This is a genomic window from Pseudomonas sp. GV047, assembly GCF_003058245.1.
Lineage (GTDB): Bacteria > Pseudomonadota > Gammaproteobacteria > Pseudomonadales > Pseudomonadaceae > Aquipseudomonas > Aquipseudomonas marginalis.
Window position 1 is genome coordinate 192,821 of record NZ_QCWA01000012.1, and the last position, 17,622, is coordinate 210,442.

The window sequence follows — 17,622 nt, forward strand, 5'->3', positions numbered from 1 at the left end:
GATGAAGGCCTACTGGATTGCCCATGTGGATGTGTCCGATGCCGAGCAATACACGCAGTACACCCAGCGCGCGCCGGCGGCGTTTGCAAAGTTTGGCGGACGGTTCCTGGCCAGGGGCGGGCGCAGCGAGGCAATGGAAGGCGGGCCGGCACGTCAGCGTAATGTGGTGATTGAGTTTGAGAGCTATGAGCAGGCGGTGGCGTGTTATGAGTCCGCTGAATATCAGGAGGCGAAGGCGCACCGTGAAGGGGTGGGGCTGGCGCAGATCATCATCGTGGAAGGGCTGGCGCCCTAGGTCATCAGGCCGAACATGGGCCAAATGTGGGAGGGGGCTTGCTCCCGATAGAGATCTGTCAGCTACAAGGATGCTGACTGATACACCGCTATCGGGAGCAAGCCCCCTCCCACATGTTGATCCGTGTTTGGCCGTGCGGTCAGCGGATGAAATGAATCTTGCCGCTGTCATCATTGCCGATGTAAATGCCATACACCCCAGCCTGGCGTTCCTCGATATACCGTTCGAGAATCTGCCGGATCGCCGGGTAGTAGATGCTCTCCCAGGGAATCTCCTCGGGCGCGAAGAACTTGTAGTCGAGGGTTTCCGGGCCGAACTGGCCGGTGATCTCCAGCGCGATGGCGCGGAAGATGATGTACACCTCGCTGATTTTCGGCACGCTGAAGATCGAGTAGGGCGATACGATCTCGGCGCGTACGCCGCTTTCTTCCCAGACTTCACGCAACGCCGCCTGCTCGGTGGTTTCGCCACCTTCCATAAAGCCGGCAGGCAAGGTCCAGGTGCCCGGGCGGGGCGGGATCGCCCGTTGGCACAGCAGGTATTTGCCGTCCTGCTCGATGATGCAGCCGGCGATGATCTTGGGGTTGATGTAGTGGATATAGCCGCAGCCCCGGCACATCAGGCGCTCATGGGTATCGCCCGGTGGCAGCTGGTGACCGAGGTCACTGCCGCCGCATGTCGGGCAAAAGCTGGGGCTGGCCAAGGTCAGTGACCTATGCGCGGTTCTTTCAGCGCGATGGGCAGGGTGATTTCCGGAATCTTGCCGGTTTCTTCCTGTTTGCGCTTGAGGTAGTCCAGGGCCACGGCGGCGGCCGCACGCACGTGATCGACGCAGGCCTGGTGGGCCGCCAGCGGGTCGCCGCTCTTGATCGCCTGGACCATGCGTTCCATTTCCTGGTTACTGGTGCCGCGACGGTTTTCCTGGGACACCGAGGTGGCGCGCAGGTAGCTGATGCGCGCTTGCAGCTGGCGCAACTGGGTGGCCGCCACATGGTTGCCCGAACCTTCGAGCAGCACGTCGTAGAAGCCCTGGACCGAGTCGATGACCTGTTGCAGCTCACCGTCCTTGAGGGCCTTGCGGTTTTCTTCCAGGGCTTTTTCCAGGGCCTTGATGTCCTTGGCCTTGGCGCGCAGGGTGAACAATTGCACGATCAAGCCTTCGAGCACGCAGCGCAGTTCATAGATGTCGACGGCGTCGGCCAGGGTGATGATCGCCACCTGCGGGCCCTTGGCATCGGCGAATTCCACCAGGCCTTCGGACTCCAGGTGACGCAAGGCTTCGCGTACCGAGGTGCGGCTGACGCCGAGGCGGTCGCACAGGTCGCGCTCCACCAGGCGGTCACCGGGCAGCAGTTGGAAGTTCATGATGGCGCTGCGCAGTTTTTCCAGCACGATTTCGCGCAGGGTGACCGGGTTGTGATTGACCTTGAAGCTGTCGTCGAGGGGCGCGCGTTTCATGGGGTCTGCTCTGAATTTGGCGGTTAACTGGAGGCCTCGGCCGGCCGGGGCCGATTGAGGGCCGAAAATCGTGCCCAAGTTTATCATGCTGCGTTCCTTAAGCGACAAACCCTCACGGCCCCCGCGCGCCTCAGGCCAGGGCCGGCAGCGGGCCCAGCTTGCCCTTGTGGTAGATCATCGGCGTGACCGGTTCCTTGGGCAGGATCAGGTTCTTCACCGCGCCGACGATGATCGCGTGATCGCCGCCGTCGTATTCGCGCCACAGTTCGCACTCGATGATCGCCGTGGCCTTGGCCAGCAGCGGGTTGCCCAACTCGCTCAGGTGCCACTCGATACCCTTGGCCTTTTCCTTGCCTTTGCTGGCGAAAGCATAGGCCTCGGCGGTCTGGTCGGCGGACAGCAAGTGGATCGCGAAGCGCTTGCTGTCGCGCAGGATCGGGTAGGTGTCCGACCCATAGTTGGGGCAGAACAGCACCAGCGCCGGGTCGATCGACAGCGCGCTGAACGCACTGGCGGTAATGCCGACGATGCCGCCGTCCGGGTCGAGGGTGGTGACCACCGTGACGCCCGAAGGGAATGAGCTCATGACGTCTTTGTAAATGCCGGGTTCGATCATGGTCGGGGTCTCTTAACGCATCACAAAAGGATCAGGCATGGGCGCCTGGGAGAGGTTGATCCACACCGTCTTCAGCTCGGTGTAGGCGAGCACCGAATCGATGCCGCTTTCGCGTCCGTAGCCGCTGTTCTTGAAGCCGCCGATAGGCGCCATGGCCGACACGGCGCGGTAGGTGTTGACCCAGATGATCCCCGAGCGCACGTCCCGCGCCAGGCGGTGGGCGCGGCCGAGATCGCGGGTCCAGATGCCGGCGGCGAGGCCGAACTGCGAGTCGTTGGCGATGGCCAGCGCTTCGGCTTCGTCCTTGAAACGGATGACCGAGGCCACCGGGCCGAACACTTCTTCCTGCATGATCTTCATCGAGTTGCTGTCGCACTCGAACAAGGTCGGCTCATAGAACCAGCCCTCACCGAGGTTCTGCGGGCGTTTGCCGCCGGTGCGCAGGCGCGCGCCTTCGGCGATGGCATCGGCGACCAAGCCCTCGACCACGGCCAGTTGCTGCGCGGTGGCCATGGGCCCCATTTCGCTGGCGTCGTCCTGGGGGTTGCCGATGCGGATGCGCTGGGCGCGTGCCACCAGGCGCTCGACGAATTCGTCGTAGATTTCATCCTGCACCAGCAGGCGTGAACCGGACACGCAGCTCTGCCCGGACGCCGCATAAATCCCGGCAATCGCACCATTGATGGCGCTGTCGAGGTCGGCGTCGGCAAAGATGATATTGGGTGACTTGCCGCCCAGTTCCAGGGACAGCCTGGCGAAGTTCTCCGCGCTGCTGCGCACCACATGGCGGGCCGTGACCGCGCCGCCGGTGAAGGCGATCTTGCGCACCAGTGGGTGGCGGGTGAGGGCGGCGCCGGTGCTGGGGCCGTAGCCGGTGACCACGTTGACCACGCCCGCTGGGATCCCGGCTTCAAGGGCCAGGCGCGCGAGTTCGAGGATGGTCGCCGAGGCGTGTTCCGACGGTTTGATCACGATGGTATTGCCCGCCGCCAGGGCCGGCGCAAGTTTGATCGCGGTCAGGTACAGCGGGCTGTTCCACGGAATGATCGCGGCGACCACGCCCATGGCTTCGTGCACGGTGTAGGCGAACAGGTCCGGCTTGTCCAGCGGCAGGGTGCCGCCTTCGAGCTTGTCGGCCAGGCCGGCGGTGTAGTGGAAGAACTCCGGCAGGTAGCTGACCTGGCCACGGGTTTCGCGGATCAACTTGCCGTTGTCGCGGCTTTCCAGCTGGGCCAGTTGCTCCTTGTTCTCGGCGATCAGGTCACCCAGGCGGCGCAGCAATTTGCCCCGTGCGGTGGCGGTGAGGCCGCGCCAGGCCGGGCTGTCGAAGGCGGTTTGGGCGGCCTGCACGGCGCGCTCCACATCGGCTTCATCGGCGTCGGGCAGTTGCGCCCAGGGTTCGGCCAGGGCCGGGTTGAGGCTGTCGAAAGTCTTGCCGGACAGGGCATCGACCCATTCACCGCCGATGCACATCTGGAAGCGTGCGAGTGTCATGCAACGATCCCCTTGATTGGATTGTTTTGGGCGTACACCGTGTCGAGGAAGCCCAGCAGCAGCTGGTTGACCAGGCGTGGCGATTCTACCGGCATCATATGCCGTTGCTCGGCCAGCACCGCAACGGTGGCGCCGGGAATACGATCGGCCAGTTGCCGGGCCATTTCCGGGGTTGAGCCGGGGTCGAGTTCGCCGGTGGCGACCAGGGTCGGTACGCGCAAGCCCTTGAGGTCGTCGGCGCGGTACATGTCCTGGGTCGCAAACAGTTCGTAGGTGGTCAGGTAGCCCTGGGGGTCATTGCCCGCCAGGGTTTCACGCAGGGCGGCGATCTGCGCCGGGTTGGCCGCCTGGTATTCACGGCTGAACCAGCGCGACAGCGCAGCTTCGGCATTCGCATCCGGGCCGTGTTCGGCGGCCTGGGCGGTGCGTGCGAGCACGCCGGCACGCTGTTCGGGGCTGCGATTGAACACACTGTTGAGCACTACCAGGGATGTGAGGCGCTCGGGGTAGTGCAGGGCAAACGCCCGGGCGACCAGGCCGCCCATGGAAAAACCGATCACCGTGGCCTGGGGCAATTGCAGGTGGTCGAGCAGCTCCAGCAACTGGTCGGCATACCCCAGCAGCGGCGTGCCGGCGGCCGGGCGCGGGCTGGCGCCATGGCCGAGCATGTCGTAGGTGATCACGCGGTAATTCGTGGCCAGGCCAACGACTTGCCCGCCCCACATTTCTTTATTCAGGCCCACGCCGTGGATCAAAACCACAGGCTGGCCTTGGCCGGTCGCCAGATAACTGGTGCCAGCCGGGGTGCGTTCAGCGGTGAGCCGAATCATGGAGCGCTCCTGCATGCTTTTTGTTTTGGCCGGTCTTGCTTACTGGGCTTTTTCAGCGGCCAGCTCTTCCAGGTCGATATAGCGGTTGCCGATACGAGGGTGCAGGCGGCCGCCATCGGCGCAGCCCAATACCACGACGATTTCATCGGCGCGCGGCGAATCCTCGATGTGCATTTCCAGGGTGATGTAGTGCGAACGCAGGCCTTCGTCGTCCTTGTGCATCATCGGGATCTGGATCGAGGTGCCCGGCCCGCCGCGCTTGTTGGTGAAGCTCAGGTAGCTCTTGGCCTTGACCGCTTCACGGTAGTGATTGCCGAAGCGCAGGGTATGGATGATCGCGCTCGCGTGTTCGATCTCGCCATCGGCCCCGACCACGGCAGCCTTGCCATACGCCTCGATGTTTTCGGCGCCGCCGATGATGCCCACCAGGCGCTCGACCATCAGCGCGCCGAGGTCGGAGCAATTGGCCCGGATCTCGGGCTTCAAGTCTTCGACGAAGCCACGACCCAGCCATGGGTTCTTCAGCACCACGGCGAGGCCGACCATCTTCACCGGGGTGTCCGAGGCCTTGCCGCCTTCGATAAAGGTTTCTTCTACGTAGCTGACGATCTTGCGGATTTCGAAACTCATGAGCGGCTCCATCAGGTGTGGGGGAGTGGATTTCGTATGATGGTATACCATAATACGCAAAGCACAAGGGTCGCAAATGAGTTTGCGTGGGGGACGGCGATAAAGGGGGGGTGAAACTCTTCTTGGGGCGATGTTAAAAAATGTTAGATTGAAAAAATACTTCACATAATCTGTTCATTGGTGGATGATCGATCCCAATTCCAACGCGGCTCGCCGGTGTGGTGTCAGCCGCCGTTTACCCCTGGAGTACCCCATGAATAATAAGAATGTCGGTGTGATCGGTCTGGGCGCGATGGGGCTGGGCATTGCCCGCTCGCTGTTGCGCGCAGGCTTTAATGTGCATGCCTGTGATGTGCGCGACGCGGTGACCCAGCAGTTCGCCAGCGAAGGCGGGGTGGCGTGCGCGTCACCGGCGCAGATGGCCGAGGCCTGTGATGTGATCATCACCGTGGTGGTCAACGCCGAGCAGACCGAGACCGTGCTGTTCGGTGAGGGCGGTGCCGTGGCGGCGCTGCGTCCCGCCAGCCTGGTGATCGGCTGTGCCACCGTGGCCCCGACCTACGCCGTGGACCTCGGCCGGCGCCTGGGCGAACACGGCCTGCTGTACCTGGATGCGCCGATTTCCGGCGGTGCGGCCAAGGCTGCCGCCGGTGAGATGACCATGATGACCTCCGGCCCGCAGGCCGCCTATGCCAAGGCCGATGCAGTGCTGGCGGGCATGGCCGGCAAGGTGTATCGCCTGGGCGACGTCCATGGCTTGGGCTCCAAGGTCAAGATCATCAACCAGTTGCTCGCCGGCGTGCATATCGCCGCCTCCGCCGAAGCCATGGCCCTGGGCCTGCGCGAAGGGGTGGACGCCGATGCCTTGTACGAGGTGATCACCCACAGCGCCGGCAATTCCTGGATGTTCGAAAACCGCGTGCCGCACATTCTCAAGGCCGACTACACGCCACTGTCGGCGGTGGATATTTTCGTCAAGGACCTCGGCCTGGTGCTGGATACCGCGCGTGCGAGCAAGTTTCCGCTGCCGTTGTCGGCCACTGCGCACCAGATGTTCATGCAGGCTTCCAGCGCCGGTTTTGGCCGCGAGGACGACTCGGCGGTGATCAAGATTTTCCCCGGCATCGACCTGCCGACCGCCAAGCCCGAGCCGGTGTAAGGAACGCTTTATGACTAATCACACCACGCGCCCGTTGCTGGGCTGCATCGCCGACGATTTCACCGGCGCCACCGACCTGGCCAACATGCTGGTGCGCGGCGGTATGCGCACGGTGCAGAGCATTGGCATCCCCAGCCGCGAAGTCGCGGACGGGCTGGATGCGGACGCCATCGTCATCGCCCTCAAGTCGCGTACCACGCCGGTCGCAGAGGCTGTCGAGGAATCCCTGGCCGCGCTGGACTGGCTGCGCGAGCAGGGCTGCGAACAGATTTTTTTCAAGTATTGCTCCACCTTTGACTCCACTGCCGCCGGCAATATCGGCCAGGTCAGCGAGGCCTTGCTCAAGGCGCTGGGCAGTGATTTTACCCTGGCCTGCCCGGCGTTCCCGGAAAACGGCCGGACGATTTTCCGTGGCCACCTGTTTGTGCAGGACCAGCTGCTCAATGAGTCGGGCATGCAACATCACCCGCTGACGCCCATGGGCGACGCGAATCTGGTGCGCGTGCTGCAGAGCCAGACGCAACTGCCGGTCGGGCTGCTGCGGTACGACAGCATCGCCGCGGGCGTCGAGGCGACCCGTAAAAAAATCGCCGAACTGCGCGAGCAAGGCGTGGGCATTGCCATCGCCGATGCGCTGTCCGATCAAGACCTCTACACCCTCGGCAGCGCCTGCGCCGACTTGCCTTTGCTCACGGGTGGCTCGGGCCTGGCCTTGGGTTTGCCAGGCAATTTCCGCCGTGCCGGTAAGCTGCGCGACTTCGATGCGGCGACGCTGCCGACTATCAGCGGTGGCGAGGTGGTGCTCGCCGGCAGTGCTTCGGTGGCGACCCTCGGCCAGGTTGCGGCCTGGTTAGAGGCGGGTCGCCCGGCGTTGCGCATTGATCCGTTGGCCCTGGCTGCCGGTGAGCCGGTGGTGGCGCAGGCCCTGGCGTTTGCCCGCGACAGTGCACACACCGTATTGATCTACGCCACCAGCACCCCGGCTGAGGTCAAGGCGGTGCAGCAACAGCTGGGTGTCGAACGCGCTGGCGCCCTGGTGGAGAACGCCTTGGGCGAGATCGCCTCGGGCTTGCGCGAGCAAGGCGTGCGGCGTTTCGTGATCGCCGGCGGCGAAACCTCTGGCGCGGTGGTCAAGGCCCTCGGCGTCAACCTATTGCAGATTGGTGCGCAGATCGACCCTGGTGTGCCGGCCACCGTCAGCAGTTCCGCCGAGCCCCTGGCACTGGCGCTCAAATCCGGCAACTTCGGTGGCCGTGAGTTCTTCGCCAAAGCCCTCGCGCAGTTGGCCGGAGGTGCCCAGTGACTGGCATCGACGAACAGGCCCTGCGCGAAGAAATCTGCGATGTCGGCCACAGCCTGTATCAACGTGGCTACACCGTCGGCAGCGCCGGCAATATCAGTGCGCGCCTCGACGATGGCTGGCTGATCACCCCCACCGATGCCTGCCTCGGGCGCCTCGTGCCAGGTGCTATTGCCAAGGTCAACCTGAAAGGCGAGTGGGTGTCCGGGGACAAACCTTCGAAGACCTTGGCCCTGCATCGCCAGGTGTATGACCGCAACCCCTCGGTGGGCGGTGTGGTGCACACCCACTCCACCCACCTGGTTGCGCTGACCCTGGCAGGCGTGTGGAGTGCGGAGGATATCTTGCCGCCGCTCACGCCTTACCAGGTGATGAAGGTCGGTCACATTCCCTTGATCGGCTATCAGCGTCCGGGTTCGCCCAACGTCGCCGAGCAAGTCGCGCAACTGGCCAACCGCGTGCGTGGGGTGATGCTTGAACGCCTCGGTCCGGTGGTCTGGGAAAGCTCGGTGGCCAAGGCCAGCTACGCGCTGGAAGAGTTGGAAGAAACCGCACGGCTGTGGTTGATGAGCAACCCTCGGCCGGCGCCGCTGGATCAGGCGGCACTGGATGAATTGCGCGAGACCTTCGGCGCGCACTGGTAACCCGCAAGACGACACGGCAAGTGCTGCCCGAGTGCCTGGTTTGACGCTCGACGGACCCGGCTTGCCTGAAAAACAATAACAACAGGACATTCTTGAATGAGCCCACTGATTTTGATGTTGACCGCTGGCGCGGGTATCGCGCTGCTGCTGTTTCTGGTCCTCAGGTACAAATTCCAGCCGTTTGTCGCGTTGATGCTGGTGAGTATCGTGGTGGCGCTGGTGGCCGGGGTGAAACCGGCTGACCTGGTGGCGACGATCGAGGGCGGCATGGGCAAGACCCTTGGCCATATCGCGATCATCATTGCCCTGGGCGCGATGATCGGGCGGATCATCGAGCTGTCCGGCGGTGCCGAGGCCCTGGCCAAGTCGCTGATCGAGCGCTTCGGCAACAGCCGTACGCCGCTGGCGCTGACCATCGCCGGGTTCATCATCGGCGTGCCGGTGTTCTTTGAAGTCGGGGTGATCATCCTGATGCCGTTGGCCTATGGCGTGGCACGCCGGGCGCGCAAGCCGCTGCTGGTGTTCGCCTTGCCGATGTGTGCGGCGCTGCTCACCGTGCATGCCTTCCTGCCGCCCCATCCAGGCGCCGTGGCCGCCGCCAGCCAACTGGGCGCCGACCTGGGCCGGGTGCTGATGTTCGGCCTGCCGATCACCGCGTTGCTGTGCTACATCGGTTACCGCGTGGCGGGGCGCATGACCCGACGCTTCTATCCGATGACCGACGATATCCGTGCCGAAGTCTATGGCCCTCACGTGACCAATGAAGACCTGCGGGCCTGGACCAACGGCAATCACCAGGCGGTGCAACAGAGCGCTGTGGCCGAGTCCCCTATGGGCCTGGAAGAGTCCACCAGCGCCATCGCCGCCAAGCTGCCGGCGGCGCCTGCGCCCGGTTTTGGCCTGATTGTCAGCCTGATCCTGCTGCCGATTGTGCTGATTTTGCTGGGCACCCTGGCCACGTCGCTGCTGCCGGTCGACTCGACCCTGCGTGGGGTGATGACCGTACTCGGCGCGCCGCTGGTGGCGCTGCTGATCGACACCTTGCTGTGTGCCTGGCTGCTCGGCTCGCGCCGTGGCTGGAGCCGCAGCCAGGTCTCTGACGTGATCGGCTCGGCGTTGCCGGGCGTGGCGATGGTGATCCTGATCGCCGGCGCCGGTGGTGTGTTCGGCAAGGTGCTGGTGGACACCGGCATCGGCGCGGTAGTCTCCGACATGCTGCGCACCACCGGCCTGCCGGTACTGGCCCTGGGCTTTTTGTTGACCATGCTGCTGCGCGCGGTGCAGGGTTCGACCACCGTGGCCCTGGTGACCACGGCGGGGATCATCAGCCCGCTGATCGTGACCCTCAACCTTACGCCCAACCACCTGGCGCTGCTGTGCCTGGCCATGGGCGGTGGCGGGCTGGCGATGTCGCATATCAACGACGCCGGCTACTGGATCTTCACCAAGCTCGCCGGGCTCAACGTGGCCGACGGTCTGCGCACGTGGACGGTGATCACCACCTTGCTCGGCACCTTGGGTTTCTTGATTACCCTGCTGATCTGGCCTTTTGTCTGACTCTTGGGAGCTTTTATGCCTCGTTTTGCTGCCAACCTGAGCATGCTGTACCCGCAACATGATTTTCTCGAGCGCTTCGCGGCGGCGAAGGCCGATGGTTTCGACGCGGTGGAATACCTGTTCCCCTACGACTACAGCGCCGAGGCACTCAAGCAACGCCTGAGTGACAACGGCCTGGTCCAGGCCCTGTTCAATGCACCACCGGGCGATTGGGCGGCGGGGGAGCGCGGCATCGCCACGCTGCCGGGGCGTGAGGCGGAGTTTCGCAGTGGCTTCGACCGCGCGTTGGAATACGCCGCCGTGCTCGGCAACGACCGCGTGCACGTCATGGCCGGCCTGCTGCCCTCGGAAAGCCTGCGCCAGCGCCACCAGGCCGTGTACCTGGAAAACCTCGCCTACGCCAGCGCGGCGGCGGCCAAGGTCGGCGTCACCGTGTTGCTGGAACCGATCAACACCCGCGACATGCCGGGGTTTTTCCTCAATCGCCAGGCCCAGGCCCAGGCCATCTGCCGGGAGGTCGGCGCGCGCAACCTCAAGGTGCAGTTCGACTGCTACCACTGCCAGATCGTCGAAGGCGACTTGGCCACCAAACTGCGCCGCGACTTCGATGGCATTGGCCATATCCAGATTGCCGGGGTACCGGACCGTCACGAGCCAGACCTGGGCGAGCTGAACTATGGGTTCCTGTTCGAACTGATGGACCAGTTGGGCTACGACGGCTGGATCGGCTGCGAATACCGGCCAAAGGCCGATACCTCGGCCGGCCTGCAGTGGTTGCGCGACTGGAAAGCGGCTCGGTAGTCGACGAGCCTCTGTGTTGGTTAGGTTCAAATGTGGGAGGGGCGGTGCGACGATTCGACTTGCCCCCGATAGCGGTGTGTCAGCCAACACAACTACCAACCATGCCGCCGCCATCGAAGCCTCGCTAAAGCTCGACATCTCCCACAGGGGACCAGCGGTGGCCAACTTCCCACCTGCCAACCTCAATCAAATGTGGGAGGGGCGGTGCGACGATTCGACTTGCCCCCGATAGCTGTGTGTCAGCCAACACATCTGCCAACCCTGCCGCCGCTATCGAAGCCTAGCTAAAGCTCGACATCACCCACAAAGGAAGGGGATCAGGCCGGCAACGGATCACCCGGCAGCATCAATTCAATCCCGCGCTTGCGGATGCCATCTGCCGCTGCCGGGGCCAGGGCGTCGTCGCTGATGATCACGTCGAACGGTTCCAGCCCGGCGATGCGGTACATGCTGAAGGTGCCGTATTTGGAGCTGCTCGCCACCAACACCACCTGGGACGCCGATTGCATCGCCACTTGCTTGACCTCGACTTTCAGCGCCGAGGGGGTGGTGATGCCTCGGTGCAGATCCCAGGAGCTGGTGGAGACAAAGGCGATGTCCGTGACCACCTGGCGCAGGGTCGCCACGGCCAGCCCGCCGACGGAAGAATGGTTGTCATGGTCCAGTTGGCCGCCGGTGTGGATCACCGTGACCTGCGTCGCATCCATCAGGGCCTGCACGATCCCGAAGTCGTTGGTGACCACCGTCATCCCCGACAGCGCCTTGATATACGGGACGATCTCCAGGGTGCTGGTGCCGGCATCCAGGTACACCGTCATGTCCGCGTGCAGCAACCGTGCGGCCAGTCGTGCCATGGCCTGCTTTTGCGGCAACTCCACCACGGCTTTGGATTGATGGCTGGGTTCGCTGTGCATCTGGCTGGCGATCCTGACCCCACCGGTGACGGAGTACGCCCGGCCTTCCTGCTCCAGCAGGGCGATATCGCGGCGCACGGTCATGTGCGAGCAGTCGAACATCTCCATCAACTGGTGCACGCTCATCACCTGATGCTTGCGCAACTGTCGCAGGATCTGTTCGCGACGCTGCTCGGGAATCATCGGGGTGCTGCTGTCGGTGGCCGTGTCCTTCGGGTTGGGCATTAAGGCTCCGCAGTGGTTGGGTAAGAGGCGGGGAGTGCGTGGCTATAGTAGCCAATACACGCCCCCGCCGGCGACCCCGGTGTGACAGCGGTCAGAACTTGAACCGCCCCACCAACCCCTTGAGCTGACCGGAAATATCCGTCAACCGCCCCGATCCGGTCTGCGCCGAGTGGGCAAAGCCTTCGACCAGTTGCGCATCGGCATGGATCTGCGCGATGTGCCGGTTGATCTCTTCGGCCACCTGGTGCTGTTCTTCGGCCGCGGTGGCGATCTGGGTGTTCTGGTCGCGGATCGAGTCCACCGAGCCTTGGATCTTGTCGAAGCTGTCGCGGGCCTGCTGGATGCGTTCCACGCTGGTGTGGGACACCAGCAGGCTGCCCTGCATCTGCTGGGTGACTTCCTGGGTGCGGCGGGCGAGGTTGCCCAGCAGGCTGTCGATTTCACCGGTGGAGTCGGCTGTGCGGCGTGCCAGGGCGCGGACTTCGTCGGCGACCACGGCAAAACCGCGGCCCTGGTCACCGGCGCGCGCGGCTTCAATCGCGGCGTTGAGCGCCAGCAGGTTGGTCTGTTCGGCGATCGAGCGGATGGTGTCGAGGATGGTGTTGATGTTCTGGCTGTCCTGCTCCAGCAACTGCATGGTCTGGGTCGACTTTTGCAGGTCTTCGCTGAGCTTGAGCACGCTGCCGGTGGCTTCGCCGATGTGCTGCTGGCCATTGTGCACGTCGCGGTAGCCTTCGTCGGCACTCGCGGCGGCGGCGCTGCAGGAACGCGCGACTTCGTTGGCGGTGGCCACCATTTCGTTGAACGCGGTGCTTACCAGCTCCACGGCTTCACGTTGGCGGCCGGCGGCCTGGTTCATGTTGTTGGCGACTTCGCTGGTGTCGGCGGCGGCGGTTTGCAGGTCGGAAGAGGCGTTGCCGATGCGCTGCACCAGTTGCGCGATCATGCTCAGGAACTGGTTAAACCAGCCCGCCAGGCTGGCGGTTTCGTCCTTGCCTTGCACCTTGAGTTGGCGCGTCAGGTCGCCTTCGCCTTCGGCAATCTCCTGCAGGCCGTCGGCCACCCCGCGAATCGGGCGCACGATCATGCTCGCAAAACTGGCGCCGACAATCGCGAACACCACGGCCAGGGCGGCGGCAATCGCGGCGATCAACCACGTGAGGCTGGTGGCGCCGGCCATGACTTCATCGCGTTTGATCAGGCCGATAAAGCGCCAGCCCAGATCCTTGGAGCTGACCACGTTGGCCATGTAGGCCACGCCGTTGATGTCGACCTGGGTCACGCCGTCGCCGCGCTTGGCCAGTTCGGCGTAGTTGGGGCCCAGGTCGGCCATCGGCTTGAAGTTATGCTTGGCGTCGCTGGGGTCCACCAGCACGTTGCCGTTGGCTTCCACCAGCATCAGGTAGCCGCTGTCGCCCAGCTTGATGTTGCGCACCAGCTCGGTGAGCTGCTTGAGCGACACGTCCAGGCCGACCACGCCAAGGATATTGCCGGTGGCGTCGGCGACGGTGTGCACGGTGCCGATCAGCACCACGTCGTCCGGTGCCCAGTAATAGGCGCCGGTGCGCACGGTGGCGCCTGGGGCGGCGATGGCGGCCTTGTACCAGGGGCGTACGCGTGGGTCGTAGTTGTTCAGTTTGGTGTCGTCAGGCCAGCTGGCATAACCGCCGTCGGCGAGGCCCAAGGACAAGTAGGCGGTGCTCGGGTGGCTCTTGGCGAACTGATCGAAAATCGCCAGCAGGTCTTTGTTGGTCTGGGTCAGGGGGATTTGCGCGGCGTCGGCGCCGGCGTAGCTCTTGAGGTCCTTGGCCGCGACAACGCGCGGGTCCTTGGCGACGAAGTCGACGTTCTGGCTGATGCCATCGAAAAACTGCTTCATGCCGTTGTCGATCTGACGGATCTCGCGACCGCTGCTGTCGAGGAAATTGGCCAGGGCCCCCTCGCGCAAGTTCAGCACAACCATAACGGCCACCAGGATGACTGGCAGGCACGCGATAGCGGCAAACGCCCAGGTCAACTTTTGCTTGATATTCATGACTTCACCCGCGGGTATTTATATTTTTGGCAAGGAGAAAACAGTGGCGTCGAGCGTCGCATGTGTTGTTTTGAGGGGATGTGGCCCATGCGTACTCCCTTTGTATCGACTGCGGGAGCACGCACTTTAGGCCGAAGGGCGTGTTTATCCGATGCGCTCGCCACCCAGCGCATCACGCTGCATCGATTGCAGGTTTTTCTCGATGGTTTCGCAGATGGCTTCCATCTGGATCTGGTGTTCGCTGGAGCGGAACGGGCTTTGCAGGTCGGTGCCGATGCGTTCGATGGCCAGCAGCATAAAGCCCACCACGGTGGACGCCAGCGGGGTGAACCAGCCCAGGGATTCCACCAGGCCCACGGGCACGATCAGGCAGAACAGCGAGATAAACAGGCGTGGGAAATACACGTAGGGGTAGGGCAGTGGCGTGTTGGCGATCCGCTCCATGCCGCCCTGGGCATTGGACAAATCCACCAGGGTCGATTCCAGCCGTGCCAGGCGAATGCTGTCCAGGTGCCCGGTCTTGTATTCCCTGGCCAGCAACGCCGCCGAGCCGGTGAGGATGTCATTGGCGAAATTATTGGTGGCGCCGTTGCGGGCGAATTCCTCGGCGGGGATAAAGGCGCGTACTTCATCAGGGCACGGCTCGCCCTTGAGGTGCGCAGCCAGGCAATTCACGTAGGCCACGTGGCGGCGCAGCAGGGTGGCCTTGACCGGGTTCACTTCGCCGTCGGGGTCGTCCAGCAGGGTCAATACCTGCCGCGCGAAGCTGCGTGAATTGTTGACCATCGCGCCCCACAGCGTGCGGGCCTCCCACCAGCGGTTATAGGCGCTGCTGTTACGAAAGCTGATGAGCACGATCAGTGCCGAGCCCAGCAGGGTGAGGGGCATCAGCGGCAAATTGATCTTGGCGGTGAGGAACAGCATGAAGTCCACGGTGACGGCGACGTCCCACAGCAACAGCCAGAACAGTGACCAGCCCACATAGCCCATGGTCTTGATGATCAGGCGGTACTTTTTGATGATGGCGGCTTTCAAACGACAACCTCGCGGCGAACGGTAGGCAACAGTGCCTTAGCTCGGACGCCGGCTTGCGGGGAAGGTTCGCCGCGGCGACTGAAACGGTTAAGCCGCCTGGGTTTTTTGGAACAATTTTGGTAACGACGATGTCCCCTGAGCTAATCACGCTAGATTGCGCTCAAGGCAAAACGCCATTACCGGTGCTGCAATTGAGATCAGTGAATCCAAGTTGTTTGATCAGGGCTCTTTCTCATGTGCAGTGGTTCGTTGAAGCTGGCGATTGAACAGTCGGCGCGGGCGTTTGAGCGCCATATGGATTTTGACGGGTGTATTCGTACCCATTATTCGGCTCTGCTGGAGTGCTATTCAAAAAGACCGTTTTTCTACAAGACGGCGCTGAAATTCAGTCGCTTGATGGTGTCCTTTACGTTATTGAGCACGTATTTCACCAAGCCGGTCCCCTTGCTGTCCGAGGTGAAAGCGTTTTGTGTGGCGCGCGGGTTCTGTTCGCGAAACAGCCTGGAGTCGATCTTCCTGCTGTTCAGGGCACTGGGGTTCATGACGGTGTCGAGGCATCCGGACGACAGCCGTCTGCGGCTGTTCAGCCCATCGTCCCAAGCCTGCGCGGAGATCCGGCCGATGCTCACGTCCATGGTCGAGCCGCTGGGCGTGATGTGCCCCGAACCCGCGGTGTGCGCCTCAATGGCCGGGTTGGATGATCGCGCCTATCTGGCCCGGTATTTCAAAGGGTTTTCGGTGCTTCTCTGCCGTAACCTGAGCATTGACCTGTTGATACCGGATTGTTATTGGCTGGTAAAACGCGATGCCGGGCATATGTTGATGCTGGCGATCTATAACGATGCGTGTACGCGGGATAACCAGGGCGCAAGTTTCAGGTCATCGTCCTATCTTTCCATCGCTGAGCAACTTTCGGTGTCCAAGACCCACGTCATTCGTCTGGTGCAAGAGGGGGCCGAGCGGGGCTATTTCAAGATTCATTCCAAGACGCAACTTGAGGTCCTGCCACCTTTTGTCGTGCTGGTAAGACGGTTCATGGCCTATTCGTTTGCGATCTGCCTGCACAGTCTTCAACTGAGTCATGCCGATGACACAACGGCCACCCATGCACAGGGAGTGACGGGATGCCGGCAAATGTGAAACTCAGGCCTCGGATGCAGAGGCTGTTGTCGCCCGCCATCGCCCAGGCCGAACTGATCGGGATTTTCGCCTGGCTGGCGGTGTTGCTGGTGGATCGTGGGGGGATGTTCGGTTGGCCGGTGGTGCTGGTCACGCTGGGGCTGTGCGTGGTGTATGGGGTTCACCGGGTGGTGACGCATTATGTGCTGTGGCGGGCGCTGGGCGGGTTCTACATGGTGCTGCTGTCCGCAGGTTTTGCCTATGTGGTGCACACCCGCCCCGCGTTGCAGGTGTTCGCCTTGCCGCTGGCCGTGACCTTGGTGATGAGCAGCGCAATCCTGTTTATCGTGGTCCAGGATTTTCTGGTCTGCGCCGCCCTGGTCTGGTTACTGACGTGGCCCAACATTCAGCTGAGCCTTTATGACGGGGTCGACACCTATGTGTTTATTTTTTGTGCGGCGTCGGTGTCGATCGGCTTTATCTTGAATGTCTACTACCTGAAAAACCTGCGCTCCGTGTTACTGGTCGAGAGTGAGTTTCGGGAATTGGCCGAGACGGATTACTTGACCTCCATCCTGAACCGGCGCGCCTTTATGGAGGGCTTCGCCAAACTGATTGCGGCCGGTGATACCGGTTACTTCATGATGTTGGATATCGACAGTTTCAAATTGAAGAATGACCAGTTCGGCCATGATGTCGGCGACCGGATTCTCTGCGCCATGGCCGCGTGCCTGAAATCCACCCCCGGCAGCCACAGTTTCGGCAGGATTGGCGGCGAGGAATTCGGCGTGCTGCTGCTGGTCGATGACCCCGATCTCGCCACCGATTACGCGCTGCGCCTGCTGCAAGCGATCCGCTGCAGTGTCGCGCCGCCCCATCACTACACCTGCAGTGCGGGCATGACACGCTTTACGACCGGGGCCGATATGTCGGCGGTCCTCAAGCGTGCCGACCGCAATCTCTACGCCTCCAAGGGCAACGGCAAGGACCGTGTATATCTGGATGGCGCGCCGGTGTTTCACCGTTCGATGTCCACCCCGGAGGCCCTATGAAAGTTGGCGTGATTTCCGACACCCACGGCCTGCTGCGCCCTGAGGCTGTCGCTGCCTTGCAGGGATGCGAGCAGATCATCCATGCCGGTGATATCGGTAGCCCTGAGATTCTTCAGCAATTGGCACAGATCGCGCCCCTGCACGTGGTGCGTGGCAACAATGACCAGGACGCGGCGTGGGCGGAGCAGGTGCCCGATCATCTGATGCTGGAGGTGGACGGATGGCGGACGCTGGTGGTGCATGATATCGCCGACGTACCCGCCTTACTCGACACGTCTACTCGGCTGGTGATCACCGGCCATTCGCACAAGCCCCTGATCGAATGGCGGGGCGCAACACTGTACGTAAACCCCGGCAGTGCAGGGCGGCGGCGCTTCAAGTTGCCGGTGACGTTGGCGGTGCTGGACGTGCGGGACATGACGATCGAGTCGCGGCTGATCGCGCTGCTGGACTGATCC

At 62.9% G+C, this 17,622-nt stretch carries 17 protein-coding genes and 2 pseudogenes; 9 read left to right on the forward strand and 10 right to left on the reverse strand.

Annotated features, from left to right (window positions below):
• Position 1 precedes the first annotated feature (1 nt).
• Positions 2 to 295, forward strand: coding sequence for a DUF1330 domain-containing protein (locus C8K58_RS26130; protein WP_027603598.1), 294 nt, complete (start codon positions 2 to 4; stop codon positions 293 to 295).
• Between the two features lie 139 nt (positions 296 to 434).
• Here the strand turns inward: C8K58_RS26130 and C8K58_RS26135 are convergent, their stop codons facing one another.
• The 6 genes from C8K58_RS26135 to C8K58_RS26160 all read right to left on the reverse strand — a co-directional run bounded on the left by C8K58_RS26135 (position 435) and on the right by C8K58_RS26160 (position 5,323).
• Positions 435 to 998 carry an NUDIX hydrolase gene (locus C8K58_RS26135; RefSeq protein ID WP_108574605.1) on the reverse strand — a complete coding sequence of 188 codons (564 nt, stop codon included), beginning with the start codon at positions 996 to 998 and terminating at the stop codon, positions 435 to 437.
• 2 nt (positions 999 to 1,000) lie between these two features.
• Positions 1,001 to 1,753, reverse strand: coding sequence for a GntR family transcriptional regulator (locus tag C8K58_RS26140; RefSeq protein WP_027603600.1), 753 nt, complete (start codon positions 1,751 to 1,753; stop codon positions 1,001 to 1,003).
• Between the two features lie 130 nt (positions 1,754 to 1,883).
• Complete coding sequence (locus C8K58_RS26145; protein ID WP_027603601.1) at positions 1,884 to 2,369, reverse strand: flavin reductase family protein; 486 nt, start codon at positions 2,367 to 2,369, stop codon at positions 1,884 to 1,886.
• Positions 2,370 to 2,381: 12 nt separating this feature from the next.
• Complete coding sequence (locus tag C8K58_RS26150) at positions 2,382 to 3,863, reverse strand: aldehyde dehydrogenase (protein WP_108574606.1); 1,482 nt, start codon at positions 3,861 to 3,863, stop codon at positions 2,382 to 2,384.
• Positions 3,860 to 4,693: an alpha/beta fold hydrolase gene (locus C8K58_RS26155; protein ID WP_108574607.1), complete on the reverse strand. Its 834-nt coding sequence runs from the start codon at positions 4,691 to 4,693 to the stop codon at positions 3,860 to 3,862. The genes C8K58_RS26150 and C8K58_RS26155 overlap by 4 nt, the downstream gene beginning before the upstream one ends.
• A 39-nt stretch (positions 4,694 to 4,732) precedes the next feature.
• Entirely contained in the window at positions 4,733 to 5,323 is a 591-nt protein-coding gene (locus C8K58_RS26160) for an amino acid synthesis family protein (RefSeq protein WP_027603604.1), read from the reverse strand.
• A gap of 184 nt (positions 5,324 to 5,507) precedes the next feature.
• On the opposite strand from C8K58_RS26160, the gene ltnD reads away from it, so the two are divergent.
• The 5 genes from ltnD (at position 5,508) to otnI (ending at position 10,784) form a co-directional block, all read left to right on the forward strand.
• Positions 5,508 to 6,482, forward strand: a complete 975-nt coding sequence (ltnD, locus tag C8K58_RS26165) for an L-threonate dehydrogenase (RefSeq protein ID WP_338137025.1) — start codon at positions 5,508 to 5,510, stop codon at positions 6,480 to 6,482.
• A gap of 10 nt (positions 6,483 to 6,492) precedes the next feature.
• Positions 6,493 to 7,785: a 3-oxo-tetronate kinase gene (gene otnK, locus C8K58_RS26170; RefSeq protein WP_092359092.1), complete on the forward strand. Its 1,293-nt coding sequence runs from the start codon at positions 6,493 to 6,495 to the stop codon at positions 7,783 to 7,785.
• Entirely contained in the window at positions 7,782 to 8,426 is a 645-nt protein-coding gene (locus tag C8K58_RS26175; RefSeq protein ID WP_092359090.1) for an aldolase, read from the forward strand. The genes otnK and C8K58_RS26175 overlap by 4 nt, the downstream gene beginning before the upstream one ends.
• Before the next feature lie 96 nt (positions 8,427 to 8,522).
• On the forward strand, positions 8,523 to 9,983 hold the full coding sequence (locus C8K58_RS26180) for an SLC13 family permease (RefSeq protein WP_092359088.1): 1,461 nt from the start codon (positions 8,523 to 8,525) through the stop codon (positions 9,981 to 9,983).
• Positions 9,984 to 9,998: 15 nt separating this feature from the next.
• Entirely contained in the window at positions 9,999 to 10,784 is a 786-nt protein-coding gene (gene otnI / locus C8K58_RS26185; protein WP_092359086.1) for a 2-oxo-tetronate isomerase, read from the forward strand.
• A gap of 317 nt (positions 10,785 to 11,101) precedes the next feature.
• Here the strand turns inward: otnI and C8K58_RS26190 are convergent, their stop codons facing one another.
• The 4 genes and pseudogenes from C8K58_RS26190 to C8K58_RS26200 form a co-directional block, all read right to left on the reverse strand.
• Positions 11,102 to 11,923 carry a DeoR/GlpR family DNA-binding transcription regulator gene (locus C8K58_RS26190; RefSeq protein WP_092359084.1) on the reverse strand — a complete coding sequence of 274 codons (822 nt, stop codon included), beginning with the start codon at positions 11,921 to 11,923 and terminating at the stop codon, positions 11,102 to 11,104.
• A gap of 91 nt (positions 11,924 to 12,014) precedes the next feature.
• Positions 12,015 to 12,551, reverse strand: a pseudogene (locus C8K58_RS33195) (methyl-accepting chemotaxis protein); the annotation flags it as partial.
• A gap of 327 nt (positions 12,552 to 12,878) precedes the next feature.
• Positions 12,879 to 13,958: pseudogene (locus tag C8K58_RS33200) on the reverse strand (cache domain-containing protein); the annotation flags it as partial.
• Between the two features lie 144 nt (positions 13,959 to 14,102).
• Entirely contained in the window at positions 14,103 to 14,993 is an 891-nt protein-coding gene (locus tag C8K58_RS26200; RefSeq protein WP_027603608.1) for a bestrophin family protein, read from the reverse strand.
• 249 nt (positions 14,994 to 15,242) lie between these two features.
• On the opposite strand from C8K58_RS26200, the gene C8K58_RS26205 reads away from it, so the two are divergent.
• Genes C8K58_RS26205 through C8K58_RS26215 form a run of 3 tightly spaced genes read left to right on the forward strand, consistent with a single transcriptional unit; the run spans position 15,243 to position 17,619 of the window.
• Complete coding sequence (locus C8K58_RS26205) at positions 15,243 to 16,133, forward strand: hypothetical protein (protein ID WP_256221057.1); 891 nt, start codon at positions 15,243 to 15,245, stop codon at positions 16,131 to 16,133.
• Positions 16,118 to 17,164 (forward strand): GGDEF domain-containing protein, encoded by a 1,047-nt coding sequence (locus C8K58_RS26210; RefSeq protein WP_027603610.1) that lies wholly within the window; start codon positions 16,118 to 16,120, stop codon positions 17,162 to 17,164. Before C8K58_RS26205 ends, C8K58_RS26210 begins: the two co-directional genes overlap by 16 nt.
• Positions 17,161 to 17,619, forward strand: coding sequence for a metallophosphoesterase family protein (locus C8K58_RS26215; RefSeq protein ID WP_092359080.1), 459 nt, complete (start codon positions 17,161 to 17,163; stop codon positions 17,617 to 17,619). The genes C8K58_RS26210 and C8K58_RS26215 overlap by 4 nt, the downstream gene beginning before the upstream one ends.
• Positions 17,620 to 17,622: the final 3 nt, after the last annotated feature.

Coding starts and splice junctions, on each gene's coding strand:
- C8K58_RS26130 (WP_027603598.1), top strand. CDS start 2: ATGAAGGCCTACTGGATTGCCCATGTGGATGTGTCCGATGCCGAGCAA.
- C8K58_RS26140 (WP_027603600.1), bottom strand. CDS start 1,753: ATGAAACGCGCGCCCCTCGACGACAGCTTCAAGGTCAATCACAACCCG.
- C8K58_RS26145 (WP_027603601.1), bottom strand. CDS start 2,369: ATGATCGAACCCGGCATTTACAAAGACGTCATGAGCTCATTCCCTTCG.
- C8K58_RS26150 (WP_108574606.1), bottom strand. CDS start 3,863: ATGACACTCGCACGCTTCCAGATGTGCATCGGCGGTGAATGGGTCGAT.
- C8K58_RS26155 (WP_108574607.1), bottom strand. CDS start 4,693: ATGATTCGGCTCACCGCTGAACGCACCCCGGCTGGCACCAGTTATCTG.
- C8K58_RS26160 (WP_027603604.1), bottom strand. CDS start 5,323: ATGAGTTTCGAAATCCGCAAGATCGTCAGCTACGTAGAAGAAACCTTT.
- ltnD (WP_338137025.1), top strand. CDS start 5,508: ATGATCGATCCCAATTCCAACGCGGCTCGCCGGTGTGGTGTCAGCCGC.
- otnK (WP_092359092.1), top strand. CDS start 6,493: ATGACTAATCACACCACGCGCCCGTTGCTGGGCTGCATCGCCGACGAT.
- C8K58_RS26180 (WP_092359088.1), top strand. CDS start 8,523: ATGAGCCCACTGATTTTGATGTTGACCGCTGGCGCGGGTATCGCGCTG.
- otnI (WP_092359086.1), top strand. CDS start 9,999: ATGCCTCGTTTTGCTGCCAACCTGAGCATGCTGTACCCGCAACATGAT.
- C8K58_RS26190 (WP_092359084.1), bottom strand. CDS start 11,923: ATGCCCAACCCGAAGGACACGGCCACCGACAGCAGCACCCCGATGATT.
- C8K58_RS26210 (WP_027603610.1), top strand. CDS start 16,118: ATGCCGGCAAATGTGAAACTCAGGCCTCGGATGCAGAGGCTGTTGTCG.
- C8K58_RS26215 (WP_092359080.1), top strand. CDS start 17,161: ATGAAAGTTGGCGTGATTTCCGACACCCACGGCCTGCTGCGCCCTGAG.